The organism is Paenibacillus sp. A3, assembly GCF_001399685.1.
Lineage (GTDB): Bacteria > Bacillota > Bacilli > Paenibacillales > NBRC-103111 > Paenibacillus_G.
In genome coordinates this window covers 38,889-64,924 of record NZ_JTHN01000056.1, presented here as the reverse complement: position 1 = coordinate 64,924, position 26,036 = coordinate 38,889, and the positions used below count along the sequence as shown (strand labels likewise).

At 54.2% G+C, this 26,036-nt stretch carries 24 protein-coding genes and 2 pseudogenes; 19 read left to right on the top strand and 7 right to left on the bottom strand.

What is annotated here, in order from left to right:
* A pseudogene (locus tag QJ48_RS08675) lies at nucleotides 1-343 on the bottom strand (chromosome condensation regulator); the annotation flags it as partial.
* Nucleotides 344-641: 298 nt separating this feature from the next.
* On the opposite strand from QJ48_RS08675, the gene QJ48_RS08670 reads away from it, so the two are divergent.
* The 12 genes and pseudogenes from QJ48_RS08670 to QJ48_RS08615 all read left to right on the top strand — a co-directional run bounded on the left by QJ48_RS08670 (nucleotide 642) and on the right by QJ48_RS08615 (nucleotide 12,271).
* A complete protein-coding gene (locus QJ48_RS08670; RefSeq protein WP_054973233.1) occupies nucleotides 642-1,340 on the top strand; it encodes a class I SAM-dependent methyltransferase in 699 nt (232 codons plus the stop codon).
* 86 nt (nucleotides 1,341-1,426) lie between these two features.
* Nucleotides 1,427-1,858, top strand: coding sequence for a helix-turn-helix domain-containing protein (locus QJ48_RS39145; protein ID WP_063858047.1), 432 nt, complete (start codon nucleotides 1,427-1,429; stop codon nucleotides 1,856-1,858).
* Between the two features lie 175 nt (nucleotides 1,859-2,033).
* Nucleotides 2,034-2,948, top strand: coding sequence for a YitT family protein (locus tag QJ48_RS08660; protein WP_054973238.1), 915 nt, complete (start codon nucleotides 2,034-2,036; stop codon nucleotides 2,946-2,948).
* 23 nt (nucleotides 2,949-2,971) lie between these two features.
* The gene (locus tag QJ48_RS08655) at nucleotides 2,972-3,655 is read left to right on the top strand and encodes a VOC family protein (RefSeq protein WP_054973232.1); all 684 of its coding nucleotides are present in this window, start codon (nucleotides 2,972-2,974) and stop codon (nucleotides 3,653-3,655) included.
* Nucleotides 3,656-3,828: 173 nt separating this feature from the next.
* Complete coding sequence (locus QJ48_RS08650) at nucleotides 3,829-5,229, top strand: M28 family peptidase (RefSeq protein ID WP_063858046.1); 1,401 nt, start codon at nucleotides 3,829-3,831, stop codon at nucleotides 5,227-5,229.
* A 397-nt stretch (nucleotides 5,230-5,626) separates the two neighbouring features.
* Nucleotides 5,627-6,205: a uridine kinase gene (locus QJ48_RS08645; RefSeq protein ID WP_054973230.1), complete on the top strand. Its 579-nt coding sequence runs from the start codon at nucleotides 5,627-5,629 to the stop codon at nucleotides 6,203-6,205.
* Nucleotide 6,206: 1 nt separating this feature from the next.
* Nucleotides 6,207-6,644, top strand: coding sequence for a GNAT family N-acetyltransferase (locus QJ48_RS08640; protein ID WP_237762851.1), 438 nt, complete (start codon nucleotides 6,207-6,209; stop codon nucleotides 6,642-6,644).
* Between the two features lies 1 nt (nucleotide 6,645).
* The gene (locus tag QJ48_RS08635; RefSeq protein WP_054973229.1) at nucleotides 6,646-7,050 is read left to right on the top strand and encodes a hypothetical protein; all 405 of its coding nucleotides are present in this window, start codon (nucleotides 6,646-6,648) and stop codon (nucleotides 7,048-7,050) included.
* A gap of 257 nt (nucleotides 7,051-7,307) precedes the next feature.
* A pseudogene (locus tag QJ48_RS08630) lies at nucleotides 7,308-8,003 on the top strand (dihydrolipoamide acetyltransferase family protein); the annotation flags it as partial.
* A 121-nt stretch (nucleotides 8,004-8,124) separates the two neighbouring features.
* Nucleotides 8,125-10,125: a beta-lactamase family protein gene (locus tag QJ48_RS08625; protein WP_237762850.1), complete on the top strand. Its 2,001-nt coding sequence runs from the start codon at nucleotides 8,125-8,127 to the stop codon at nucleotides 10,123-10,125.
* Nucleotides 10,126-10,206: 81 nt separating this feature from the next.
* Nucleotides 10,207-10,902, top strand: a complete 696-nt coding sequence (locus tag QJ48_RS08620) for a response regulator transcription factor (protein ID WP_054973228.1) — start codon at nucleotides 10,207-10,209, stop codon at nucleotides 10,900-10,902.
* Nucleotides 10,886-12,271 (top strand): HAMP domain-containing sensor histidine kinase, encoded by a 1,386-nt coding sequence (locus QJ48_RS08615; RefSeq protein WP_054973227.1) that lies wholly within the window; start codon nucleotides 10,886-10,888, stop codon nucleotides 12,269-12,271. Before QJ48_RS08620 ends, QJ48_RS08615 begins: the two co-directional genes overlap by 17 nt.
* A gap of 71 nt (nucleotides 12,272-12,342) precedes the next feature.
* Here QJ48_RS08615 and QJ48_RS08610 read toward each other — a convergent pair whose 3' ends face one another.
* Nucleotides 12,343-13,821 (bottom strand): Lsa family ABC-F type ribosomal protection protein, encoded by a 1,479-nt coding sequence (locus tag QJ48_RS08610; protein ID WP_054973226.1) that lies wholly within the window; start codon nucleotides 13,819-13,821, stop codon nucleotides 12,343-12,345.
* A gap of 401 nt (nucleotides 13,822-14,222) precedes the next feature.
* Here QJ48_RS08610 and QJ48_RS08605 point away from each other — a divergent pair, with 401 nt between their 5' ends.
* Both QJ48_RS08605 and QJ48_RS08600 read left to right on the top strand, forming a co-directional pair.
* Nucleotides 14,223-15,455 (top strand): MFS transporter, encoded by a 1,233-nt coding sequence (locus tag QJ48_RS08605; protein ID WP_054973225.1) that lies wholly within the window; start codon nucleotides 14,223-14,225, stop codon nucleotides 15,453-15,455.
* An 87-nt stretch (nucleotides 15,456-15,542) separates the two neighbouring features.
* Nucleotides 15,543-16,436, top strand: coding sequence for a TetR/AcrR family transcriptional regulator (locus QJ48_RS08600; protein WP_054973224.1), 894 nt, complete (start codon nucleotides 15,543-15,545; stop codon nucleotides 16,434-16,436).
* A gap of 69 nt (nucleotides 16,437-16,505) precedes the next feature.
* Here the strand turns inward: QJ48_RS08600 and QJ48_RS08595 are convergent, their stop codons facing one another.
* Genes QJ48_RS08595 through QJ48_RS08575 form a run of 5 tightly spaced genes read right to left on the bottom strand, consistent with a single transcriptional unit; the run spans nucleotide 16,506 to nucleotide 20,346 of the window.
* Nucleotides 16,506-17,219: an ABC transporter ATP-binding protein gene (locus QJ48_RS08595; RefSeq protein ID WP_054973223.1), complete on the bottom strand. Its 714-nt coding sequence runs from the start codon at nucleotides 17,217-17,219 to the stop codon at nucleotides 16,506-16,508.
* Nucleotides 17,212-18,033: an ABC transporter permease gene (locus QJ48_RS08590; protein ID WP_054973222.1), complete on the bottom strand. Its 822-nt coding sequence runs from the start codon at nucleotides 18,031-18,033 to the stop codon at nucleotides 17,212-17,214. The genes QJ48_RS08595 and QJ48_RS08590 overlap by 8 nt, the downstream gene beginning before the upstream one ends.
* Complete coding sequence (locus QJ48_RS08585) at nucleotides 18,033-18,605, bottom strand: nitrous oxide reductase accessory protein NosL (protein WP_054973221.1); 573 nt, start codon at nucleotides 18,603-18,605, stop codon at nucleotides 18,033-18,035. Before QJ48_RS08585 ends, QJ48_RS08590 begins: the two co-directional genes overlap by 1 nt.
* Nucleotides 18,602-19,966 carry a nitrous oxide reductase family maturation protein NosD gene (locus tag QJ48_RS08580; protein ID WP_054973220.1) on the bottom strand — a complete coding sequence of 455 codons (1,365 nt, stop codon included), beginning with the start codon at nucleotides 19,964-19,966 and terminating at the stop codon, nucleotides 18,602-18,604. The genes QJ48_RS08585 and QJ48_RS08580 overlap by 4 nt, the downstream gene beginning before the upstream one ends.
* Nucleotides 19,963-20,346 (bottom strand): hypothetical protein, encoded by a 384-nt coding sequence (locus QJ48_RS08575; RefSeq protein WP_054973219.1) that lies wholly within the window; start codon nucleotides 20,344-20,346, stop codon nucleotides 19,963-19,965. Before QJ48_RS08575 ends, QJ48_RS08580 begins: the two co-directional genes overlap by 4 nt.
* Nucleotides 20,347-20,595: 249 nt before the next feature.
* On the opposite strand from QJ48_RS08575, the gene QJ48_RS08570 reads away from it, so the two are divergent.
* The 5 genes from QJ48_RS08570 (at nucleotide 20,596) to QJ48_RS39360 (ending at nucleotide 26,028) form a co-directional block, all read left to right on the top strand.
* Complete coding sequence (locus QJ48_RS08570; RefSeq protein WP_054973218.1) at nucleotides 20,596-21,837, top strand: hypothetical protein; 1,242 nt, start codon at nucleotides 20,596-20,598, stop codon at nucleotides 21,835-21,837.
* A 208-nt stretch (nucleotides 21,838-22,045) separates the two neighbouring features.
* Nucleotides 22,046-23,698, top strand: coding sequence for an ABC transporter substrate-binding protein (locus tag QJ48_RS08565; protein WP_054973217.1), 1,653 nt, complete (start codon nucleotides 22,046-22,048; stop codon nucleotides 23,696-23,698).
* Between the two features lie 90 nt (nucleotides 23,699-23,788).
* Entirely contained in the window at nucleotides 23,789-24,781 is a 993-nt protein-coding gene (locus tag QJ48_RS08560) for an iron-hydroxamate ABC transporter substrate-binding protein (RefSeq protein ID WP_054973235.1), read from the top strand.
* A 25-nt stretch (nucleotides 24,782-24,806) separates the two neighbouring features.
* Nucleotides 24,807-25,817 (top strand): iron ABC transporter permease, encoded by a 1,011-nt coding sequence (locus QJ48_RS08555; RefSeq protein WP_054973216.1) that lies wholly within the window; start codon nucleotides 24,807-24,809, stop codon nucleotides 25,815-25,817.
* Nucleotides 25,810-26,028, top strand: a complete 219-nt coding sequence (locus QJ48_RS39360) for a hypothetical protein (RefSeq protein ID WP_054973215.1) — start codon at nucleotides 25,810-25,812, stop codon at nucleotides 26,026-26,028. The genes QJ48_RS08555 and QJ48_RS39360 overlap by 8 nt, the downstream gene beginning before the upstream one ends.
* Nucleotides 26,029-26,036: the final 8 nt, after the last annotated feature.

The following is a 26,036-nucleotide window of genomic DNA, read 5'->3' as shown; positions in this document are numbered from 1 at the left end:
CCACAGCAACCACCGTGCCATCCGATTTAAGCCCTACGGTACGACGCCAACCCGCCGCAACCGCCATAATATCGCGCCAGCCGCTTACATCGCATTGGTCATGCTTATTCCAACCCACAGCCGCCACCGTGCCGTCCGACTTAAGCCCGATTGTATGAGCATTACCCGTGTTCGTCGCCATATGAACATTACCCGCCGCAACCGCCACAATATCGCGCCAGCCGCTTACATCACATTGGCCATATTTATTATCACCCACAGCCGTCACCGTGCCGTCCGATTTAAGACCAACGGTATGACGACGACCCGCCGCTATGGAAGGCAGGGGTTTCACAACGTTCATGAATCTTGCTCCTTAGTTGATGGTAGATGCTTCCGATTTTAGGGTTCATCTCTATTAAACCATAGTTCTTTCTTCTTCGCATGTTTCGCAAAGGGAGCTAAAACTGTATTTTCCAAGTCTAAGGTCGTTCTTGCCAAAAGGGCTGTCGAGCATTGTTTTGGCAGCTTTTTTGTTTGCCCTGCAATATTCATAGTTATTAACTATATATTTTATAAGTTTAATATATTTTCGTTATAAGAATGCTTTGCTTATACTATCGCTAAAGCAATTACTAATCTTTTTTCCGGAGGGAACCGAGATGGACCATACTAAAAAGCAGCTCGTGGAACGGTTTGACGAAGCCGCAAGCGCGTACGACCGCCAAAGACGCAAATTAATTCCTTGCTTCGACGACTTTTACCAAACTGCCGTTTCGTTAACGGATAAGGGGAATGATGCTCCGAGCATTTTGGATTTGGGCGCGGGCACCGGCTTGTTTTCGGCGTTCATGCTGCAGAAGCACCCTCGGGCCAAGCTGACCCTCGTGGATCTTTCCGGCTCCATGCTGGAGGTGGCCCGGACGAGATTCAGCGGGGTGCCGAATGTCACGTACATGGTCGGGGATTATACAACCTGTGAGTACCGGGAGAAGTATGACGTCGTCATCTCGTCCCTTTCGATTCATCACCTTGCCGATGCCGAGAAGCAACAGGTATACCGGACCGCCTACGCCTTGCTGAACGACAACGGATTGTTTATTAACGCGGATCAGGTGTTGGGAAGCACGCCTGCGCTGGAGGAGCGGTATAAGCAGGATTGGAGACGCAAGGTAGAGAGCAGCGGGCTGTCCGCGGGCGAAATTTCGTCGGCTTACGAACGGACCAAACTGGATCGGATGTCAACCTTGGAGGAGCAACTGGTCTGGCTGAAGCAGGCCGGATTTTCGGACGTGGACTGCATTTACAAATATTTTAATTTCGTCGTCATGGCGGGCTGGAAAAAGGGTATGGAGAAGTGATTGACAAATCTGCAAATTGATATCATAATTTATAAACATAAAAGTATATAAAGTATATAAATCCTTGTGAGAAGGGAGAGACCTTCATGGCACATCGTGGCGACAAGACGGCATGTACGCTTCATGATCGGTCGGAAGCGGGTGCTGAACCGGATCATTCCGATTGCTCGGCAGCTTATCATTTTCTCGGGACGCGATGGAATCTGCAAATTATATCCGCACTGCTTAACGGCTATACGAGGTTTACGGAAATCGCCCAGCTGCTGAACCTGAATTCCCGCACCTTGGCCGAGCGGTTGAAGCATCTTGAACTCGAAGGCATCGTCATCCGACAGGTGCGTAACCAAATTCCGGTACGCATTGCATATGTGCTGACCGCGAAGGGGCAGGCGCTGCGCGAAGTGCTGAGTGAAATTCAGAAATGGGCGGTGTATGCCGACGGTCCGGCGGTTATGGAGCTCATCGGTGAAACGAACGGCGAACGCTACGTAAAACGCGAGATTTTGCAGATTGGATAACGGTTAAAATCCAGGCAGGCGATTACCGGATTGCTGTACTGCAAGAAAGTATGAAAGCATTGCGGCGTAGGCGTTATACAGCGAATTCGCGTTGCACTGCGCTCTTGCGGGGGTGTAGCATTCATGATAAAAAGATGAAGAACTACATCCAAGAGCAGGGAGTGTGCAAGGCAACATGAAACAGGATCGCGGCACTTCCGGGTATGGCCGTGCGGCGGCCTTCGGAGTGCAGATGGCTTACTTGACAATCGGTTGCCTGTTGATGGCAATCAGCTACAACATGTTTCAGCATCCGCATCAGATTGCTGCGGGCGGTGTGACCGGCTTGTCCACCGTCCTCGAATATGTAACGGGCTTGAAGCCGGCGATCAGCCAATGGCTGATCAACGTACCGCTGCTTCTGGCGGGAGCGGCGGTATTCGGCCGGGGATTTGCGGTCAAAACGGTATTGGGCTCCGTCTTGCTGCCTTTGTGTATCCTGTTAACCGAAGGCGTGCCGTCGCTGACGGACAACATGCTGCTGGCGGCTATTTATGGCGGCATCGGGACCGGTCTCGGGCTGGGCTTGATTTTCAAAGGCAACGCCTCTTCCGGCGGATTTACGATCGTGGCTCTGCTGCTGAACCGCAAGCTCGGCATCGGGCTGGGGAAGGCGCTGATGATCCTCGACTTTGCCGTTATTTTAATGGCTGCGATCGTCTTTTCGCCGGAGAAGGCGCTGTATGCATGGATCGGCTTGTTTTTAACGAAAAAGGCCCTGGAACTGGTCCATTCGGCCTCGGACTCCAAGGTAGCCTTCATCATTACGGATCAAACACGCGAAGAGACGCTGCGCGCTGCTATTTTGCTGGAACTGGACCGCGGCTTGACCCGGTTCACAAGCTGGGGCGGCTATACCGGGGAACCCCGCGGGGTACTGATGGTCGTCCTGAGAAATGCCGACATTGCGCCGCTTAAGAGGATCGTCAGCACCGTAGATCCGCAAGCGTTCGTCATTTTGAGCGAAGCTAGCGAAGTGTACGGACAAGGGTTTCACAGCTATCCCTTGGTTCCGCGGGCAGGAAGGGACGCGTCGAAAGTCTTCTCGTGACCCATCGCGAAGGAGAGATCGAAATGAAAATACGCGAAGTGATTTTGCACTCATCCAATTACAAGGCGACAAAACAGTTCTATTGCGATACGCTTCAGCTTCCCATACTTGAAGAGAATGCGGATTCGCTTGTGATTCAGGCAGGCGAATCCAAGCTTACTTTTGTTGCGGATGACCGGGAACAAGCTTACTACCACGTCGCCTTCACGATTCCCGACAATAAAGCGAACGAAGCGCTGGAATGGGTTCGCAGCAAAGGAATCAAGCCGATTGCCAAGGACGATGCCGTGCAATATCCTTTTCCGAATTGGAATGCGACGGCCTTGTACTTCTATGATCCGGACGGCAATCTCGTCGAATTGATCGCCCATCATTCCTTGAGCAATGCAACCAGCGAGCCTTTCTCGTCCAAGGATATTTTGCGCATTAGCGAGATCGGGCTTCCAGTCGAGGATCTGCCGGCTGCCCTCCGGCAGCTGCACGAATCGTTGTCGCTTGAGAAGTGGAGCGGAGAAGGCCAGCGATTTGCGGCGGTCGGCAATGTGGAAGGTCTGCTGATCGTTATCGATATCAAGCGCCCTTGGTTTCCGGATGAGCGGATGCCCGGAATTTTTCCGACGACGGTTAAGCTTCAGACGGAACATGCCGGCAGTATCGAGCTCGGACCGAAGCCGTATCGGATCGAGAGCGTGAGCGGGCAGGCTTGAACGATTATATAAAATTAAACATCGGTTAATTATTCAAAAGCGCAAGCCTCCCGGTTGTTACGGGAATTTGGCCGCGCTTTTTTCATTCGTTCATTCCAAAAATGCATACATATTTGAGTTGGCCGCCGCAATAAAGTAGAAGCGTATTACATTTCCAAACAAAAAGGAGTGACATGATGAAAGGAATTTTTTGGTCGCGTATTCTTTTGGCAGCCAGTCTTTGCTGGGGATCGGGCGCAGGGCTCGCTCTAGCGGATCCTTCAGAGGCCGGACCCGAAGGCGTTGTCGTCCATGGCTCGGCTAATGCCATCACCGTGAATGGGGACGCCATCTTCAACCACGTTTCCCGCTTGGCCGTGTCTTCGAGGGTAGCCGGGACGCAAAATGAGTATAATGCGGTGCAGTACATCAAAGGCGAGCTCGAGAAGAACGGCTACACGGTCACTTTGCAGTCCTTTAGCTTCCCCAAATTTAGCGCCCCAAGCAGCATTCAACTGACGATCGAAGGGACTCATGGATTGGCAAGCGAGCAGCTTGCTCCGCAAGCCCTGCACAACACGCAAGGCGGCGAGGTCAGCGGCGAGGTTGTCGATGCGAAAAAAGGAACGCTGCAGGATGTGAAAGGTCTGGAGCTCAAGGGAAAGATAGCTCTGATCGAAGCGGGCCAAATCGACACCAATGACAAAATCGCCAACGTCGCGGATCAAGGCGCCGTGGCCGCTATTCTTTACGATCCTTCCTCCGATGCCCCGATTTCGGATACGCAATTCAGCACCCTCTCCCTTCCGACCGTCAGCCTGTCGGCCAAAGACGCGCAAGCCTTGAAGCAAACGGCGGCGGTAAACGGCGGCCCCCGGGTGCGGCTCAGTGTTCAAGGTGTAATCACTATGGCTGCCACCTCCTACAACGTCGTGGCTACGCTTAGGCCCAATACGGCGACAACGACCAACGATCTGGTTACGGTCGGCGCCCACCATGACTCGGTGTCCGCAGGCCCCGGAGCCAACGACGACGCTTCCGGCGTAGGCGTTGTGCTGGAGGTTGCGCGGGCCGTCGCGGGTACGCAACGGGATTCGGAGGTCCGCTTCCTGACGTTCGGCGCAGAAGAATACGGCTTATACGGCTCCAAAGCCTATGCCAACTCGCTCAGCTCCACGGATATCGGCCGGTTCATCGGGCATTTTCAACTCGATATGGTAGGCAGCAAAAATTCCGGCACCCTGGGCATGTATACAGTGAACGGACAGAAAAACGTGGTCACCGACTTGGGCGCAACCTTTGCCTCCAGATTATCCGGGGTCATTCCGTACGGCCGGTTCGGACGGAGCGATCATGTTCCGTTCTACCAGCGGGGAGTCGCTACCGCTTTGTACACGCATTCCCCAGCCGAGCCCGAATACCATACCCGGTACGACACCATCGATAAAATCAGCAAGGACAAATTGGCCAACGTCGCAACGATTGTCGGCAACTCCGTGGCGGAGATCTTGTCGCCGACGACGCCGACATTCAAACGATACAAGGATTTCTTTACGCCGGTGAACTATCCATACGATCCGAATCCGCCGGTTTGAGAAAGTGGTCAGTTGAAGTAATAGAGGTAAACGAGGGGTGAGGTATCTACTTCCGGTCGCTGCCCCACCCCACAAAGTGAAGTTAAATTCAGAGAAGCTCAGTCCGAGTACTTTGCGGGGACCCCGGTCAGCGGGAAATTTTAATTGAAGTCGAATAGTAGAGGGGATTTCCCGCAGACAAAGGCGAACGCTACCGCTCCTCCAGTAGATACCCCACCTCCGTATGTTTCTCTATTTCAGTCAAAAATCTCTTTCTCAAAACTCTGGGGACCCGGCTTAGGCCCGGTCCTTTTTCTTGTTTCCGGATAGCCTCCGCAATCGTTATTTTTAGGGAGGAGGATGTGATAAACTAGTTGCTGACGGCACTACATCTATACGATACAAATGAGGGAATCGAATGAAGCAACCGCTTATCATCGGGATCGCAGGCGGCGCAGGGAGCGGCAAAACGACGCTCAGTCGTTACTTGGAGGAGCGGGCGCAGCCCTTCCGTGTCCAGGTCATAACTATGGACCGCTATTATAAGAAGGAACGGCCTCAAGCGGCGGCGCCTTTTCATGGGAATCCATTTGAGGATTTCAACCGACCCGACGCCCTCGATATTCATCGGATCATGGAGGACGTGCGGAACGAAATCGCCTGCGGACAAGCAGATCTGCTGATCATTGAAGGGTTCTTGTTGTTTCATTTCACCGAGCTGTTGGACCTGGCTGACCTCAAAATCTATGTCGATTGCCCGCCGGAAGAGCGGCTGCTGAGAAGAATCCCCTCGTTTACGAAATGGGGCATTGCGGAAGAGGATGTTTCGGCGTACACCAGCTTTGTGGCCTACCGTCACGCGCAGTATGTCGAACCGACAAAATGGCATGCGGATATGGTGGTCAACGGGTTATGCACCCTCAAGGGAGGCGAGGTTGTATTGGAATGGATACGGACCCGATTACTCAGGCAGGAAGAGAATCGAGACAGGGGATGAGATGAAAATGGACTTGCTTTACCGGAAGGCCGTGCCGCAGGATAGCCAAGAGATTGCCCGGTTATCCGGTCAATTGGGTTACCCCGCCAAGGCGGAGCAAATCGAAGCGAGATTGGCTCCGATTCTGAATGCGGCCGAGCATGTCATGATCGTGGCGGAAGCGCAGGGCAAGCTCGTCGGCTGGATTCATGCGCACGGGAGATTACTTGTCGAATCTCCGCCCTATGCTGAAATCGGAGGCCTGGTTGTAGATCAGGACTTCAGAGGCAAGCGGATTGGCAAACAGTTGGTACGGCATTGTGAGGAATGGGGAAGAACGAAGGGCTACCAGGAGCTTCGCGTCCGGGTCAACGTCACCCGAGAGAAAGCCCACCTATTCTACAAGCACGCAGGATTCGAAAATACAAAGACGCAGCAAGTGTTCCGAAAAGGGCTGTAGCATGAAGAAAACAATAGCAATCGCCGCAGTCATGTTGCTGGCCGCAGTTGTCATTTACGGTGTGATCCGGCTCGAAATCGGGGGCCCGGAGCACCAACTCGCCCGCGCCATTGAGAAAGAAGCGTCCAAGGCCCGGGAAGCAGGCACGGCCGTTTATTTGAAGGAACACACCGACTTCGCTTGGGACAAGGCGTACGTCTTTGGGCCTTACACCGATCCGCAAACCATCAATGCCGCTGTGGGCTATCATTGGACCGATCAATATTTGTCTAATGACGATGCCAACACAATCATCGTTTTTTGCAATGAAGGCAAAGTGGTCCGGCATATCGTCTACTCGGGCCCGATGAGCAATAATTTATACGACAGGCCGTTGAGCCCGGAAGAAGCGGTGATTTGGCCGTAGGATTACGAGTTTCCGACGGGGCAGCCTGGGAGCTGGCAGGTTCAACCAATGGACCTGCCGACAGGATACCGGAGTTGACACCCGTCTTGCTTAGGGGTACGATTAGAATAAAATTAGTACCTGATCCTATGATTACATACTAACTTTTCGTGGAGGCTGAGTAGGGAGAGGGTGAGTTTAGAAAAAAGATTGGAGGAAACATTGTGAGCCAGTCCAATGTTATGGAAATGACCGTGCCCCAGGGGCAGGAGGAGCTTGCCGATTATGTCATCGACGTAACGCCTATCCGAAGGACGATTGCCGAACGCACGCTGCGGAGCGTGACGGAGATTCCGCATGCCCTGACGGTCGTCGAAGCGGACGTAACGAATCTGGTCCTGCTGCGCAGCAAGCTCAAAGACGACTTTTTGCGGCAGGAAGGCATTAACTTGACGTACTTCGCCTTTTTTCTCCAAGCGGTTGTCCGGGCGATCAAGGACTATCCGATCATGAATTCCATGTGGGCGGACGACAAAATTATCGTGAAGCGGGACATCCACCTCTCGCTTCTGGTCGGGACGGAAGACTCGGTGCTGGCCCCGGTCATCCGGAGCGCCGATCTCCGGAATATCGCCGGACTGGCGCTGGAGATCGACAGGCTGAGTCAGTTGGTACGTACGGGCAAGCTGAAGCTGAGTGACATGCAGGGAGGCACGTTTACGGTCAACAATACGGGGGCGTTCGGCTCGATCTCTTCTTTTCCGACCGTTATCTATCCGCAGGCCGCGATTTTAACGTTCGAATCGATCGTCAAAAAGCCGGTTGTTGTGGACGACCGAATCGCCGTGCGCTCGATGGTTCGTTTGTGCCTGGCGCTGGACCATCGCATCCTGGACGGGGTCGTTTGCGGGCGTTTTTTGCAGCGGGTCAAGGAAAATCTGGAGGCGTACGGCCCGGTGGGCTCCTTGGATTGAACCTAAAGCTTGGGGACGCGGCAAATTTCACTTTACATTAAGATTGTATAGAATCCAGGTTAAGTTTACCCGTTTATACTGTTGTTGTAGGGAAAAGGACAACAAAAGGGAAGTGATTCTTATGAATCGAATGGGTAAATATGGAAAAGGATTGGCTGTCGCTGCCTTGACGGTTGCGGTATTGGCCGGGGGAGGCCCGGTGCCTGGCGTATCGGCGGAATCCGGTCCGGCAGGACCACAGGCACCGGAGGAAGTCGAGCGATTTGTCGATGCGTTTTTTAACCAGCCGGATATTCAGAAACAGATGGCCGGTGCCGCGGTGGCCGTGGTGAAGGACGATCGGGTGCTGTTAAACAAAGGCTACGGCTACGCCGATGTGGAGCAGAAACTGCCGGTCGACCCGGACCGAACCATATTTCGCGTCGCCTCGGTTTCCAAGGTGATTACAGCTACAGGCGTTATGCAATTGGCCGAGCAAGGGAAGCTCGATTTGAACGCCGATGTGTCGAAATATTTGGGGGAGGTTCGCATCGGGAATCGGACGGATGTACCGTTGACCATGCGGCATTTATTGATGAATGCGACCGGATTTGAGTATGGGGATATGTCCGAATCCACAACGACCGACTTGTCCAAGGAAGTTTCCTTAAAACAATATATTCTCGACAATCCGCCCACGATTATACGCCAGCCGGGACAATTTTATCGCTACGACAACCTGGGATTTACGATTCAAGGGTATGTGATCGAGCAGGTTGCGGGCCAGCCGTTCGGCGATTACGTTCAGAAACATATTTTTCAGCCGCTGGGCATGACAAACAGCGATTTTCGGCTAACTTCGGAAAATTTAAAGCGGCTCGCCGTACCCTATAACCAGCTCGGCGATATCCTCCCTACATTTGCGACGGTCCCGACAGAGTTTCCGGGAGGCGGGATGCTCTCAACCAGCTCGGACATGGCTCGGTTTATGATGGCACATCTGAACGAGGGGAAGATCGGGAGCACGGCGATTCTGAGTGAAGCAACGACTCGCGACATGCTCAAGCCTCAGCTTGCCATCCATCCGAAGCTGCCGAATATGGCCTACGGCTTCGAATATTCCAATCGGCAAGATGCCAACGGGCAGTATGTGATTGAGAAGTCCGGAGATGCACAAGGATACCATACGGGGATGTGGCTGATTCCCGATCAGAAGGTCGGCGTTTTCATTACCGTCAATAAGGATTTTGAGCTCCGGCAGCCTTTTTTCAGAGCCTTCATGAATCATTATTACCCGGCTGCGGGCAAGCAAGCTGACGCTCATGGGCCGCTCTCCTCGTCGCTGGCTGGATTTGCAGGCACATACAGCGATTTACGAAACCGGATGTGGACATCGCGCATTCGCGCGGAAGACGGCAAGCTTATCGTGCAAGACCCGCTTGGGGAGCATGTGCTGCATGAAATCGAGCCGCTTCTGTTTCAGGACAATCAGGGTGTCAAAGCGGCGTTCAAACGGAATGAAAACGGCGAGGTACAGGCGTTTTATTACGATCTGAAGCTCGACAGTTGGTCCGAAAAATTGCCGCAGCCGCGCCTCTATGACGATGTCGGTCCCCAGCATCCATATGCAGCCTACATCAGCCATTTGCGCCAGCTTGATGTCATCGGGGAGGAAAGCGGCGACAACCTTTTCCGGCCTGAGCAGCCCATTACGCGGGAACAGTTTATCGGCTGGATCATCCGGTGGTCGGGCCTCGCCCCGTCGAAGCAAAAGCCGGTGTTCGCCGATGTCGCCGACAGTCCGTATGCCCAGCATATCCAGGCCGCGCAAGAGTTTGGCTTGATCCAGGGATCAGTCGGCGACCGCTTCTACCCGCAGCAGCTATTGACACGACAGGAAGCGGCGACCATTGTATGGCGCATGGCCTTCAATCATCTGCATGCTACCCCTAAAGAAGCCAAAATTGCAGGCAATACGGATTCATGGGCGGTGGAAGGTGTCCGCTTCGCTGTGGCGAAAGTATTATATGGACCCGAAATTAGCGAGGACCAAAACGGAGCGGTTGACTACAGATCGACACAGCCGATGCTGAGACAAGAAGCCGCAGTATTGTTGTCCCGGTTCGCCGATCATTTATTCTAGCCAGCGGATAGCTCTTTTCCCTCCTCAGCGGATAGCTGATGGATAAGGATACGGGTATAAGACAATAGAGGTGAAGAGCCAATCAAAACGATATTGATCATCGACGATGAAGCGGAAATTGTCGAATTGCTCGCCGTTTATTTAAACCATGCCGGTTACGGCACAATGGCGGCGGGCAACGGCGATGAAGCGCTGACAATCCTGCAGCGCGAGCAGGTTGACTTGATCATCGCGGATATTATGATGCCACGGATGGATGGATGGGAGCTGCTTAAGAAAGTGCGGCAAAGCTCCCCGATTCCATTTCTTTTTCTCTCGGCCAAGTCGGACGATATGGACAAAATATTCGGATTGCAGCTAGGGGCGGACGATTACGTGGGCAAGCCCTTTAACCCGCTTGAAGTCGTAAGCCGGGTGCAGGCGCTGTTCAGACGCCTGGATGCCTTTACCAAGCCGGATATGCCCGCTCCCGCCATCATCGAAATCGGTGACGTCAAACTGGATTTGGAGAGCTGCAAGCTCTATAAAACCGGTATAAACAAGGAAGTGACATCCTACGAGTTCAAAATTATCGCTTTGCTGATGAGCCAAGCCGGCAGGGTATTCACGAAAGCGCAGATTTACGAGCAGGTATGGGGCGAAGAGTATATGGGGGACGAAAATTTGATTATGGTCTATATCAGCAAACTCCGCGAGAAGATCGAGCATAGCCCAAGAAAGCCTGACTACCTGGTTACAATTAGGGGGTTAGGCTACCGTTTTGAGAAGAAACAATAGCATTCGCGGTCCTAGACCGCTGAAGAAGCTGTTTGTCCGCAACTATATCGTCATTAGCGGCCTTTTGTTGGGCGCGATTGCCGTAGCGCTTGTGAGCACCGATATTCTGATGAACCGGGTGGTAGACAGGACGGGCGATTTGCCTGGGATTACGGGGGAAGATATTTATCGGTATCCCTTCGAAAATATCGACGGGAAGCTGCTGGATCGGTACGGCGGCTGGTTTGAGGTGATCGACGAGGCGGGAGAGGTGATCTATGTCCGGGGAAATAAGGAAGACGATATCGTCCATTACCGGGATGGACTGCTCTATGTCAAAATGGATATGCAGCGGAACGATGATTCGATCTATTATCACGCTTATTCGGTAAAGGGGCCGAATCAAGAGCCGTATATCCTGCTTTGGAAAATACCTATGCGGCTGGATAAAGTCTCTGCGGCCATAGCCATTTTTGCGGCATGTTTTGCTCTCGGCTTGTTTATCGCCGTGTATTTGTACGCCAAATACTCGGTTAAGCAAGTAAAGAAGCCGATCCGGCAAATTGTAGAAGGCATCAAAGAAATGGAACGGCTGAATTATACGAAGCGGCTGACGTTTACGGCCGAGCAGGAGTTCGACGAAATCCGCGAGGCTTTCAACGGATTGGCCGAGCGGCTGCAGCGAACCTCTGCCGAGAAGGAAGCGGCCGAGACCAGCCGCAAAAATATGCTCTTGCATTTATCGCATGATTTGAAGACGCCTATGACTTCGATTTACGGCTATTCCCAGCTGCTGCTGGACGATCCGTCGCTGGAGGAAAGCAGGAGGCGCAAATATATCCAATACATTCACGACAAATCTTCCTATACGGCCAATTTGATTAAGGACTTGTTCGAATTGGCAAAGCTTGAAGATTCCCATCAAATGCTGAAAAAAGAAAAAGTAAACGTCACCAAATGGTTTCAGCAGATTGTGGCGGAATGTTATTCCGAAATCGAAGACAAAGGGTTCGGATTGGAGGTGCAGATTCCGGAAGAGCCGCTGCCGGTTATGCTGGACCATGTGCATATGAAGCGCGTCATCATGAATCTGATCGGAAATTCGCTCAAGTTCAATGCAGCGGGAACGGTCCTGTACGCATCTTGCGAAATCAAGGACGGCCAGGCTGTGCTGTGGCTTGGAGATGACGGAATCGGCGTACAGGAGCCGATCAGGGAGAACATCTTCGAAGAATTTGCGCGCGGGGGCGGGGCAGTGAAAGACAGCACCGGTTTAGGCCTCGCCATCTGCAAAAAAATCGTTACGCTGCATCAAGGCACGATTGAACTGGAAGCGGATCGGCGGTATTCCACGATGTTTCGAATCAGCTTGCCGCGTGCGGATGCATAAAAGGCAGCGGCAGCTTCGAACGCGAAAATAACGTTCCGGACTGCCGCTGCCTCTATTCAGCTTGCGCCCATTTAGAGTTTTACGATCTTGGTAGCGATATTTTTGCAAAATTCGCTGTCATGCTCCACAAAAAGAATGGTCGGCGAGTGCTCAAGCAGCAGTTCCTCGATCTGCATGCGGGAGATCACATCGATAAAATTAAGCGGCTCGTCCCAAATATGCAAATGAACCTTCTCGCAAAGACTTTTCGCCAGCAGCACCTTCTTCTTTTGGCCGCCGCTATAATCTGAAATATCCTTTTCAAACTGAGCTCTGGAGAAATCGAGCTTTCTTAGGATCGATTTAAACAGGCTTTCGTCAATTCCGCTGCTTCTGGCGTAGTCCGATAAATTTCCATGTAAATGCGAAGTATCCTGCGAAACATACGATATTTTCAGCTGGCTTCCTTTTCGGAACGTGCCGGTATACGCGATATCCTCGCCGCAAATCAGCTTGATAATGCTTGATTTTCCGGAGCCGTTCGCACCCGAAAGCGCGATTCGCTCGCCTTGCTCAATCGTAAAGCTGATATCGGTGCAAACCGTCTTCTCCCCATAATAAATGGAAACGTGGTCGAGTTCGGCGAGTTGATTTTTATGAAAAGGAAGCTGGGTAATCTTTAAGCTCTCCGAGCTTTCGATATTTTTCAAGAGCTGCGACTTTTCCTCGATCGCGTTTTGCTGCCGGTGCTCCATGGCTTTGGAGCGTTTCATCATTTTGGCAGCCTTGTGCCCGATGTACCCTTTATCCACCTTGGAGCCGGAATTTCTTGTTCCGTTCTTCGTTTTTTCCACCTCATGCGACCAGTTGCTCGTTCGTTTGGACGCTTCCGACAAACGTTTAATGTCTTTTTTCAGCTTTTCGTTCTCGCCAAGCTCAAATTGGTCTTGTCTCTGCTTATTTTCCCACCAATCGGAAAAGTTGCCTTTTTGAATTTCGATGTCGGTTTTATTGATGGACAGAATATGGTCTACGCAGCGATCCAGGAACGACCTGTCGTGAGAGACGAGAATAAAACCGCTTTTCGTATTGAGATATTGACTGACAAGCTTTCTGGCGTTCATGTCCAGGTGATTGGTCGGCTCGTCAATCAACAGGAAGCTGTTTTCCTTAAGAAATAAGGCGGCCAGCAATACTTTCGTTTGCTCTCCATTGGACAGCGAAGCGAAGGGCCGGTATAGAACATCCTCCGACACCTTGAGCAGCGAAAGCTCGCGCATCAATTCCCAGTGAAGGTAATCCGGGTAGATGTCGCCGATGATATCGATTGTGTTATGCTCCTTGTGCTCCACATGGAATGGAAAATATTCAAAGCTGACTTTGGCGGAAATCGTTCCGCTGTATTCATACTTTCCAAGCAATAGGTTGAGGAAGGTGGTTTTGCCTCTGCCGTTTCTTCCCGTAAATCCGAGTTTCCAATCGGTATCAATCTGAAAGCTTACGTCCTCGAATAAGTTATCGTAACTGCCGTCATAGGCAAACGTCAGGTTTGTTACATTGATTAATGACATGGAATTGATCCTCCTGTACAAAAATATAAAAGCTGCAAGAAAGTTACCTTTCTCACAGCTCAAATAAATACAGCAAATCCAACCCTGATATAGAGTTAGATAAGGATATATTGTTCGAGTGAAAAGATATCGTAACTTTCTTGCATATAAATAATAAAACATGCGCTCGTATCGCTTGCTTGTTTTACTATTTTATATTTCTTAGCAAGAAAGTTATTTTACATTATATCTTTTCAGCTCCTGTCATTAATTTAGAGCCATCTTACCATAACTATTTGTTAATTTCAACTATTTGACTTCACGGAAGGGGGAGGATATAATTTTCAATTGACCATAAAGTCATTTATAGAACCAATAGGTCAAATGGATTGGAATTGAAATCTGCAAGAGAGGTGAACGTTATGACCAAGACCGGTTCGAATTGGGGACCGCTTGTCATTTTGATGGTGAACATGTTTATTACGATGGTGGGAATGGGACTGATCATCCCCATTTTGCCTAAATTCATTACGGAATTCGGGGCAAGCGGCCAGGACATGGGATATCTTGTCGCCGCTATGGGGGTGACGCAGCTCCTATTTTCGCCTATTGCCGGCGAGATGTCCGATAAATACGGACGTAAAATCATGATTGTCGGGGGAATCGGGGTATTTGCGTTGTCCCAGCTGCTGTTCGGGCTGGCCGATCAGATGTGGCTGCTTTACGTATCCAGGCTGCTCAGCGGAATCGGGGCCGCGCTCCTGACACCCGCGATGATGGCCTATGTGGCCGACATAACGCAGGAGAAGGATCGCGGAAAAGGATTGGGCCTGTTCAGCGCCTCAATGTCGCTGGGCGTCGTGATCGGGCCCGGCATCGGCGGATTTCTGGCCGATTATGGGCTGCGGGTTCCGTTCTACGTGTCGACGGCGATAGCCGGCGTGTCGGTGCTGCTGTCCCTGCTGTTCCTGCCGGAGACGCAGAGCCGGGAATCGAGGCAATTGGCCCGGACGGCGGAGAGGAAGCGGGACAATCTGTTCAAGCAACTGCTTAGCTCGTTTCGCGCGCCGTACTTCGTGCTGCTTCTGCTTGTTTTCATGCTGACGTTCGGGTTAATGAATTTTGAAGCCGTGATTAGTTTATATGTGGACGTGAAGCACGGATTTACGCCGAAGGACATCTCGCTGATGATCACGCTCGGCGCGCTGGCAGGGGTTTTCACCCAAGCCGTTCTGTTCGAAAGGCTGCTGCGGAGGTTTAGCGAGCGTCAAATTCTTATTGCTATGTTTCTGCTTTCCGCCGTTATGATGCTGGCGGTCCTCGTGACGAAGACGTACGTTTCCGTTTTTGCCGTGACCATTCTGTTTTTCGTTGCCACGACGATTATCCGGCCGGCCGTCAATACGCTGTTGTCCAAAATGGCCGGAAACGAGCAGGGGTTCGTAGCGGGGATGAACAACGCCTATATGAGCTTGGGTACGATCGCTGGACCGTCCATTGCCGGCGTGCTGTTCGACGTTAACGTCAATTACCCTTATGTGCTCGGAGCGGCCTTCATGGTGGCAAGCACGGCCATGCTGATCGGCTGGAAGGAACGCAATCGGGCAGGAAGCCCGGCACCGTTACAAGAAGGCGCCGCAGCCGTTCAGGACTAGGACGGAGCTTGCAAGTTACCTGCGTATCCGCTATATTCGCTATGACGGAAACGAAGCAGACCATACAAGTTTCGGGGCGGTGTACCGGTGGAAGAGAAATGGAACGAGAAGAAGCGGCACATCCTGCTTGCTGCGATGAAGCTGTTCGCTGCGAACGGGTATGTGCAGACGACAATGCAGGAAATCGCCGAAGCTTGCAAAATGTCCAAAGGCAGCGTGTATCAGCAGTTTTCCTCTAAGGAAGCGCTGCTGCTGGATATTTTTAAATTCTTTTTTAAACGTTTGAACGACGGGATGCAGCTCGTGGAACGCGAACGGCAACTGGGCCCGAGGGAACGCCTGGAGCGGAAAATACTCGTCTGCCTTCGTTTGTGGGCGGAATATCCCGAATTTTTCACGATGCAGATGCGGGAAAACGGAGGCTTCGTAAACCAGGAAATTCGGGATTACTTGAAGCGGATGGATACCGAGATCAGTCTGTTCTTTATCGACAGCCTCGTTGACATCTACGGGGACGGCTACGCGCCATACGCGCCGGAAGGCGTATTGCTGTTAAGCAGCTTGCTGTCGACCTACATGGGCTTGCAGTTGGTCGAGAAGATCACGTTGGGACCGGACGAAGTGTGCCGCCATATTCTGCATATCGTCGATGCGGTAGCGGAACGCGTGCTGCGGGAGAAGCCGCGCCCTCTTTTGAACGAAACCAATTGGCCGAGGCTGAAGGAGGTATCCGCGAGAAGCGCGAAATCGGCTCATCCGCTCCTGCTTGTGAAGCAGTGCCGGGAACGGCTCTCCGAAGGAGAAGCGCACGATGAGGCGCTCGATTCCCTGGCGGTGCTGGAGCAGGAGCTGGTGGACATCCGTCCGCGCAAGGTCATCGTGCTCGGCATGCTGGCGAATTTGAAGCGCTCCCCGGAGCTGGCCGATTTGCTGGTGGAGCTGGAGGCGGCGTGCCAGCAGGCGGGACTTGTTCGCGGATAACGAAAAAGCCTTGTTCTCTCTTCATGGAAAGAGGACAAGGCTTCTTTGTTGATTCCAGACGAAATGCGATTAAGCCATAAATTCCGTAAACGCTCCGTCCAGTCCCTTCGGCCCGTAGTGCTCCCGGAACTCGTCGATGGAGCCCTGCCGCACCAATTCCCCGTTCCGCAGGAACATGGCCCGGTCGGCGACGGATTCGGCCACCTGCAGGTGGTGCGTCGAGAAAATCACGGCGCGGCCTTCGCGTTTCACTTCTTCGATCAGATGCACGAACGATTGCAGCCAGTACGGATCGAGGCCGTTCGTCGGCTCGTCCAGCACGAGCAGAGGCGGGTCCCCGAGCAGCGCCTGCGCGAACAGCAGCCGCTGCCGCATCCCTTTGGAGAAGGAGGGGACGGGCTTCTGCTGCACCTCGGCCAGGCCAACCTTGCGCAGCAGTTCCTGAACGCGGGACGGCGGCACGCTGCGGAGCTTCGCCCAGAACGTGAGCGTCTCCCGCGCGGACAGCGCCTGCCCGAACACATAGTCGTCGGGCATGTAGCCGACGGAAGCGGCATAGCGCATCCGGTCGTTGCGCCATTGGAGACCGCACGCCTCGATGGAGCCTTCGGTCGGCTGCGAGCTGCCGACGATCATGCGCAGCAGCGTGCTTTTGCCCGCTCCGTTGCCGCCGCACAGAGCCATCACCTGGCCCGGATACAGCTCCAGATCGACTCCCTTGACGATCGGCTGCTTGTTGATCGTTTTGCGGACATTCGTGAGCTTCAGCACCGGTTCAGCCACGCGACCGCCCCCTTTCCCAGAGCAGGACGGCAGCTCCCAGACATCCGGCGATCCAGACGGCCGAGACGAGCAGGAACAGGAGAGTGCCGCCCGTCCCGCGAATCCATCCGATCCATTCGTAATATTCGGGCCCGAGCACGGACCCTCCGCTCAGCTTGACGACGATGAACAGCCGGACCAGCTCCGCCGGATTGAACAGAGTGAGCACGGCCAGCGCCGGCTTGATCCACAGGTACGGCAGCAAGCCGAGCACGGCGACAAGCAGCGTCGGCCACCCGATAACGGTGAAAAACCAGATCGCCACGCCGTACGTCAGCGCCTGCCAGCGGTTTTTGGCGAGCGTGCCGACGATGGCGGCCACAGCCAGAAACAGCAGCACGATGCCGGCCGAGAATGCCAGGAACAACGTGAAGGTTTTCACATCGAACGGCTTTCCGGTGAACTGGCCGACGACGCCGGTTAAGCCGTAGCCGAAGGCGACGATGACAAGCAGTACGGCGGCAATGCCCGCATATTTGCCCAGCACGAACGCGGGCGTACCGAGCGGGTAAGCGGAGAGCAGCTGCCAGCCGCCTTCTTCCTTTTCCGCGGTCAGCGAGAAGGAACCGAGCAGCAGCGTCATGAGCGGCAGCAGGTACAAGATCAGGTTCAGCATCGTACCCGTGACGCTGGAATACCCTTCGACGACCCGGCTGGAGTGAATCAGCAGCAGGGCCAGACTGAACAGGGAAAAGAGCGCAAGGAACGAGTATGCCCACGGGTTGCGGAAGCCGATTCGCATCTCGCGAATCGCCACGGTCAGCATCGGTTTCATTAGTGCGCGACCTTCGGCTCTTCTTTCTTAGCTTCGCTGCCGCCATGACCGTCCTTCATGTCTTGTTTGCCTTCGTCGCCGGGCTTGTGGCTGTCTTTCATATGCTTCATCTTGTCCTTATTGCGTTCCCACGTATGGGAGCCCAGCTCGGAACCAGTCATCAGCTTGCCTTTTCCGTTCTCGGAGATGAATTTCTCCGCCGTCGCTTTATCCTTGAATGAATAGATGCCGTAAGCCATCGGCGATTTGAACGATTTGTCGTACACGTAGTAAGCCTTCTCCAGCTCGATCCATTCCTTGGTATGATAGTCCCGGACGAATGTCGCTCCGACCTGCTCGGTGCCGTTTTTGCTCTTCCATTCGTTGTAGCAGCCGATATCGTCGAATTTCAGCGATTTGCCGTCCTTCAGAACCGCTTGCGTTGCGAACTGGTCGTCTTTCACTTGCATGTTGCACACGGCGCATTTGTCTGTCGCTTCGTTGATGGCCTGCGGCTCGTATTTTTTGGCTCCGCATGCCGACAGCACCAGAATGATCATGACGATGGACAGGCTTAAAGTAAATTTTTTCATTTTCGTCGAACCCCCGTTACGAATATGGTTGTTACTGCGCTCCCCAGCAGGAGGAGGCTGATGATTAGCGTTCCCGTCGTTTCGAACGCGTCCGGCAGACGGTAGGCATCCGCTGCGTAAGGCTTCATCGCCGGCGCCCGGTCGGTCGTCCAAGCCTGCTTGGACGAGGTCAGCATGCCTTCCAGAAACGCCATGCCCGGCGACTGGAAGAACAGCTGGAACGGCGGAGTCGTTTTGGTCATCTTCTGAAAAAATGGATTGATTGCATACGGCATGTCGCTGAACCCGTCTTCGTCCAGATCGATGCCTTGGAAGCTGTCCCAATAGTTGCCTTTCACGTCGTTATTCTGGCTGTCCGTCGCTTCCGCCGGGATCACGTTGCCCTGAAAATCGTTGGCCTGAAACCGGTTGTTCTCGGATTCTTTGAGCTGCAGGCCCACGTAGTTCACGGTGACCCGGTTGCGCTCCAGCACGTTCTTGTGCGCTTGCTCGACGTAGATGCCGACCCGGTTGCCCTCCAGACGGTTGTCCGTGAAGACGGAATCGCTCGCGTCGAACAGCAGCAGGCCTTGGGAGTTGACGTTCTCGCTCTGCTTGACGAACGTGTTGCCCGCAACCTCCACGCTTTTGACGGCCATTACCATCGCTCCCGTGATGTTGCGCGCCCCGATGTTGCCCCGGATCGACGAGTCGTTGACGTACATGAAATGCACGCCGTACCGGGACTCGTTCACCTCGTTCTGTTCTACCCGGATGCCGTTGCTGTTCTCGATGTAGATGGCATCGTGCATACCGGTGACGGTGTTGCCTGCGATCACGTTGTCATGGGAGGCGTACAGGTCGATGCCGTTGCCCTTGTCCGTCATCTTGACGTCCGGTCCCGCCCAACTTACCGTCGTACGGCTGATCTTGTTGCGGCTCGCGTCCCGCAGATGAATGCCGGAGGACACCGTCTCGATCCGCAGATCCTCCAGCGTGCTGTCGGCGCCGGAAAGCAGCACGGCGGCCGTAGTCTTGGCTCCCGTGTCCCGGATCGCCAGACCCGCTAACGCGGTGCGGTCGGCACGGAGCTCTACCGCCGGCTGATCCGATTCGTTGACGATCTGCGCTCCGCCCGCGCCTTCGATCCGCAGCGGCTTCGCGACGACGGCGGGCCCCCGGTAGGTTCCTTCCGCCAGCTTTAGCGTGCCGCCGGGCGGCGCTTCGTCAATGAGCTGCTGGAGCGGGAGTTCCTGCCCGCTGTTTCCGCTGCTTGCGGCGCAGACCGCCGTGGACGGCAGGACTGCGAGCGAGAACGCCAGCAGAGCGGCGCGCAGGGCGGAGCCGTGCGGCATCAGGCTGCGGATGCGGTTGCGGCTCATGAAGCGACCTCAAGCTTCTTTTTCTTGATGATATGCAGGTCGCCGATGTACAGATGCACGTAGACGGTGTACGTTCCCGGCTCCTTCAGTTCTTTTTCCGCGGAGTACGCGTTTCCTTCCTGCTTCGCATTCAAATACGACAGCGTATCGTTTTCGGACTTGCGAATGTCGAAGGCCAGGGTGGCTTTGGTCGATTCCGGCACACCGCCTAACGTGGCGGTGAACTTGGTGACGGCGTTCACCTTGGGCGGCGAAGGCTCGGTCGTCAGCGTGACCTCCACCTCCGACGGGTCGACCGGACGCTCGGAGGTGGAGCAGGCGGTTATTACAGCCACCAGCAGCAGGCCAAGCAGGACCGTCAGCATTCGTTTACGATTCATCTCATCACTCCTTACAAAACAGGCAAGCACCCTCATTGTATAGAACGGAAAGCAGGTTGCCCATAGCCCGGTCGGGCTATCGGGGGCGGTTTCCTGTGAAGATAAAATGAACTTTTTGGCAGAAGCTGTCCATAGGTTGAGGGGAAACGATCCGGAGGAGCGCACGGGAAGGTTCTGTTTTTAATTCCATTTTTATGGTAAGATCGAAAATGGAAAACTTTTGGTTTTTTTGAAAAGGAGATGAACAACATGAACAAATGGCTCATTTTGCTGCTGGCCGCAGCGGTAACCATTCCGTCGGGATCGCAGATCGCCCGTGCCGACCAAAAGCTTGCAGATCAGAAGCTTGCCGAACCGAACGCCATGCCTTATATTACCTTGCTTGACGATTTTAAAGTGTATGCCAGCGATAAAACGAAACCGAATGAAGTCCTCGGCTCCATCAGCGCTTACCAGTCTGTGAAGCTCGCCCCGATTGACGAATTGCTCAATATTACGAGGATGGACAAAGTGCCGGTCGAGACGTGGCTCGGAAAAGCGTGGGTTAACTTGAAGGAAGGGGCGTACAAGTACGGCCAGCTGCAGAAGCAGGAACAGACCTTGACTCTGCTTGAGCCCCAGACCTCGCTCTATGACTCCCGGATGAAATTAACCGGGTACAGTCTCTCTCCGCAGCAGGTTCAGGCGGTTGCCTCCATTGACGCATGCGATCCGTACACGCCCTGCCGCACGTCGGCGAAGTGGTATTTGATCCGGACCTCCTGGCTGGGGGAGCAATGGATTCGTTCGGAGCATTATGCGGAGAATTACGCGGGCCAACCGGTTGAAGGAATGATTCCCGTTGCGCGGGAGAGCGAAGTGTACAGCCAGCCTTTTGAAAAGCCGTTGGCCGGCGAGCCGAAGCTGCCCCCTCAAGTATTGAAGCCTGTGGCGAAGTATGCCCGGTTAGCCGGCATGGCTCCTCCGAGCATCTGGTACCAGATCGAGACGCCGAATGGACTGCGATGGATTCGCTGCAGCGACGACTATGGGCTTGGTTTTGAAGGGGTAGAGCAGGTCGACCTGAAGCTGGACATTCCCGTTCCGTTCCATTACTTTAAAACTCCTTCGATCTTCTCCACCTATACCGAGAAAATAGGGGCAGAACAACCGGCCCAAACCGTTCAGGTCATTGGGAAAATAGGCAACTGGTATTTTACGGTAAACGAGGGCGTCGGGAAATGGCTTAATCCGTCCATGGAAATTGCCTCCCGGTTGACCGGCGATTTCGAGCAGGATGCCAAGCTCGGGGTGCAGCTAAGCAGTAAGCGGCTTGAGCTTACCGGGACCTCGATCGGGTTCGACATCCCTTATGTGGAAAATCAGCCTGCGGAAAAATGGCTCACGTTTACCCCGCAAACCGTTACGGCTTCGCGGGTCTGGAACTCTCCCAACGGGGAGTCCTGGTATTACATCCACACTTGGCAGGGCGCGAAATGGGTCAAGCCGTAAAGCCCGCTTCCTGATTGGATGATCGAACTGAGAGCAGACCTCCGAATTCCACTTTCAGGGTGGCTTCGGAGGTCTTTTTTTTCCGGGACTACTCTCATGAAGCGCAGAGCTCCCGGACGCCGGTCTCATCGACAAAGGGGTGGCTTTTTTGGTATACTTCAAAAAAACGTATTGAGAATCATTATCATATAGGGCGGTGCACAAGCTTATGAACCCAGGCATCACGGAACCGGGGGATCCGGTGGTCACTTGGCTGGACGGTACGCATTGGAAGCTTCGGGACGTAGAAGCGGTCAAAGGAGACGGCGAATGGCGCATGGAGCAGCAGCTCGCGGATTCGTACGTTCTGCTTGCGGTGACAAAGGGACACGGGCGGTTGATCGTGGACCGGAAGGAAGGCCGGCTTCGCCAGGATACCGCTTATGTATGCTCTCCGGGCCAGACGTTCGGCGCCGCTTCGGATACGGCAGAAGGGTTGAGCCTGTTTTTGTTCCGGTTTGATTTGTACCGGGAGACGGGGCAGGACGAGGAGCAGCTCCGGTTCGAGAAGGAACAAGGCTTGTTCTGGGTGCAGGACGAAATTCCGATGATTCCCGCCGCACAGATGATTACGGTATGCGACGCCGTGAGCCGCCATTGGCAGAGCGCCGAGGAAACCGGACGTCCGCGCGCCCGCCTTGCTTTCCGTGAGCTGATCTATGGCGTCATGAAGAATGTCGGGCTCTCCGCGAGAAAAGATTCGGAAGCCGCCATCCGGCGGACGAAAGATTATATGGAGGGACACTTCAACGAAAACTTGTCGATCGAGCAGCTCGCCCGGATGGCCGGGGTCAGTCCCAAATATTACGTGGAGCTGTTCAAAAAAACGTACGGCAGCAGTGCCATCGATTACTTGACGGAGCTCCGCATGACGCGGGCCAAGCAGCTTATGGCCGGTTCGAACGTCAGGCTGCGGGACATCGCCCAGCAGGTCGGTTATAGCGACGAGTTTTATTTAAGCCGGAAGTTCAAACAGGAAGTCGGCGTATCGCCGACGGTATATATGAAGAACCGCAGCCGCAAGGTAGCCGCCTACAGCTCGGCCATCACCGGCCAGCTTGTGGCGCTAAGGATGCTGCCTTATGCCGCCCCGCTTCATCCGAAGTGGACGGCTTTTTACTACGAAACGTACCGCAACGATATTCCCGTCCATCTCAGCGCCTACCGCAACAATATGGATTGGGAAACGAATATCGATACGCTTCGCAAAGCGCGGCCGGACGTTATTGTGAGCCGCACCGGGCTGGACGAGGAAGAGCAGGATAAGCTGAAGCAGATCGCTCCCCTCTTGCAGGTGCCGTGGGCCGAGAAGAACTGGCGGGAGCAGCTGCAGTTTACCGCGGAGTATCTCGGGGCGTCGAAGGAGGCGGAGCTGTGGCTGAGAGAGTACGACCGGAAAGTGCAGTCCGTCCGGGAGCGGCTTGCCCGTGAGGCGGAGGACGATACGGTTCTGATCCTGCGTATTTATAAAGACGAATGCCATGCGTTTAGCAACCGGAGCATGCGGGAAGTGCTATACGGCGATTTGCAAGTGAAGCCGGCTTGTCCGGTCGGCCGCACCGTTCTCAATGAGCCGATTACGCTGGAACGCCTGGCGGAGATCGACGCGGACCGCCTGCTGCTGCTCGTCCGCCAGGAGCCCGAATCGCTGGCTCACGCCAAGCGGTTAAGCGCTGCCCCGATTTGGCAGGATTTGAAAGCGGTCCGGAAGCATCGGGTGCACCACATTCCTTCCGACCCGTGGCACGAATATTCCGCCACCGCCCACGATCGGATCGTCGAGGCAGCGCTAAATCTGTTTTCCGACAATTGTCCAAAGTGACTCCGGAAATCGTCCATGGTTTAAGGGGGGAGGGTAGTTTATAATCGCAAATGAGAATCGTTATCAATAGAGAGGGGATTTAGCAAGATGATGAAACGCAGATGGTCAGGAATAGGAGTTGCGGCGCTGTTGGCGCTTGCCTTGTCCGCATGCGGCACGGCAGGTCAGGGGAAAGAGCAGCCGGCGGCTTCGACGGGAACGGAGAAACCGGCGGCAGCGACCAAAGACGCCGCGGCTCCGGCGACCAAAACGATCAAATATCTCGGCAAGGATTACACGGTTCCCGGCAAAACGGACAGAATCGTCATCTCCGGCGCGATGGAAGCGATGGAGGATGCGCTGGTGCTGGGCGTGAAGCCGGTTGGAGCGATTACCGTAGGCGGCAAGTTTCCGAAGATGTTCGAAAGCATCACGCAAGGCGTGGAAAGCACCGGCGAAAAAATGCAGCCGAATATCGAAGGCATTTTGAAGATGAAGCCGGACGTCATTCTGGGCTCCTCCAAATTCCCGCCTGAAATGGCCGAGAAGCTGGCCAAAGTCGCCCCGACGTTCCCGGTGTCGCATATCTCGACGAACTGGGAAGCCAATCTGCTGCTGCTGGGCGAGCTGACCGGCAAGCAGGAGCAGGCCAAGCAGGTGCTGCAAAAGTATAAGGACGATGTGACAGCAGCCAAAGCGAAGCTCGGCGATCGCTTGAAAGACAAGAAAGTCGTCTCCTTGAGAGTCCGGACCGGCAACCTGTACATTTATCCCGAAGGCGTGTTCTTCAACGCGTCGCTGTATGCCGATCTCGGCTTTACGGCTCCACCGGAAGTGAAGGCTGCTAAGGCGCAGGAGCTCATCTCGATTGAAAAATTCAGCGAAATGAACCCGGATTACATTTTCCTGCAGTTCTCCGAGGACGAAAACAAAGACACGCCAAAGGCGCTGGAGGATCTGCAAAAAAATCCGATCTGGAAAAGCATCAATGCGGTGAAGAACGACAAAGTATTCGTCAACGTCGTCGATCCGTTAGGGCAAGGCGGCACCTCGTGGAGCAAAATTCAATTCCTGAAAGCAGCTATGGAAAAGCTGGCCTCCTGATTCCAGGCAGGCGAGCCGACAAAACATGAGACAAGCATACAAGCTTCACCCGGCGTGGATCTTATGGCTTTCGCCGGTCGCGGTTGTCCTCTCGATCATTTTATCCGTCCGTTTCGGCTCCAAAACGATCGATACAGGCACGCTTTGGGAGGCGTTCGCAAGCTTCGATCCGGGCAACGTCAATCATCAAATCGTGATGCACTCCCGCGTCCCGCGCGCGGTCGGAGCGCTGCTCATCGGCGCTTTCCTGGCGATGTCGGGAGCGCTTATGCAGGGGATGACAAGGAACTACCTTGCATCCCCTTCGATCATGGGGGTGACCGACGGCTCGGTATTCGCCATTACGGTCTGCATGATCGCGCTACCGGGTTCTTCTTCGATCGAAATGATCGTTTATTCGTTCATCGGCTCGGCGTTCGGCGTAGGGCTTGTCTTCGGACTGGCGTCGCTGCTGCCCGGCGGGATGTCTCCGGTCCGGCTGGCGGTGACGGGCACCGTGATCGGCACGTTTCTCGGCAGCATGGCGACCGCCTTCTCGACGTATTTTCAGGTTTCGCAAAAAATCGGCTTTTGGTATAACGCCCGCCTGCATCAGATGGACCCGAATCTGATCAAACTGGCGATTCCTTTTGCCGTGGTCGGGGTCGCGCTTGCGCTGCTCATCTCGAAATCCGTGTCGATTCTTTCCTTGGGCGAGGAAGTGGCGGTCAGCCTCGGACAGCGGACGCTGATCGTCAAAGTGGTCGCGATGCTTGCGGTCATTCTACTTACGGGCGTTTCCGTGGCGCTGGCCGGCAAGATCGCCTTCGTCGGCTTGATCGTCCCGCATATTACCCGTTTTCTCGTCGGCCTCGATTACCGGTGGATCGTGCCGTGCGCCGGTGTGCTGGGCGGGGTGTTTCTTGCTTTGTGCGATGTCGCAAGCCGCTTCATGAACTACCCGTTCGAGATGCCGATCGGCGTCGTGACGTCCTTGATCGGGGTTCCTTTCTTTCTGTATTTGATCCGGAGGAAGGGAGGGGAGCAGCGTGCGTAATTATTCAACCGGCAGGTACATGACGGTGCTGCTTGGAGCGGTCGCGCTTATACTCATTGCCGCATACCTGTCTCTCACGAACGGGGCTTTCGACATGACGGTGGGCGATATCGTTCGAACGCTGCTTGGGATCGACCCGCAGCCCGCCTTGATCGGGGTTCCTTTCTTTCTGTATTTGATCCGGAGGAAGGGAGGGGAGCAGCGTGCGTAATTATTCAA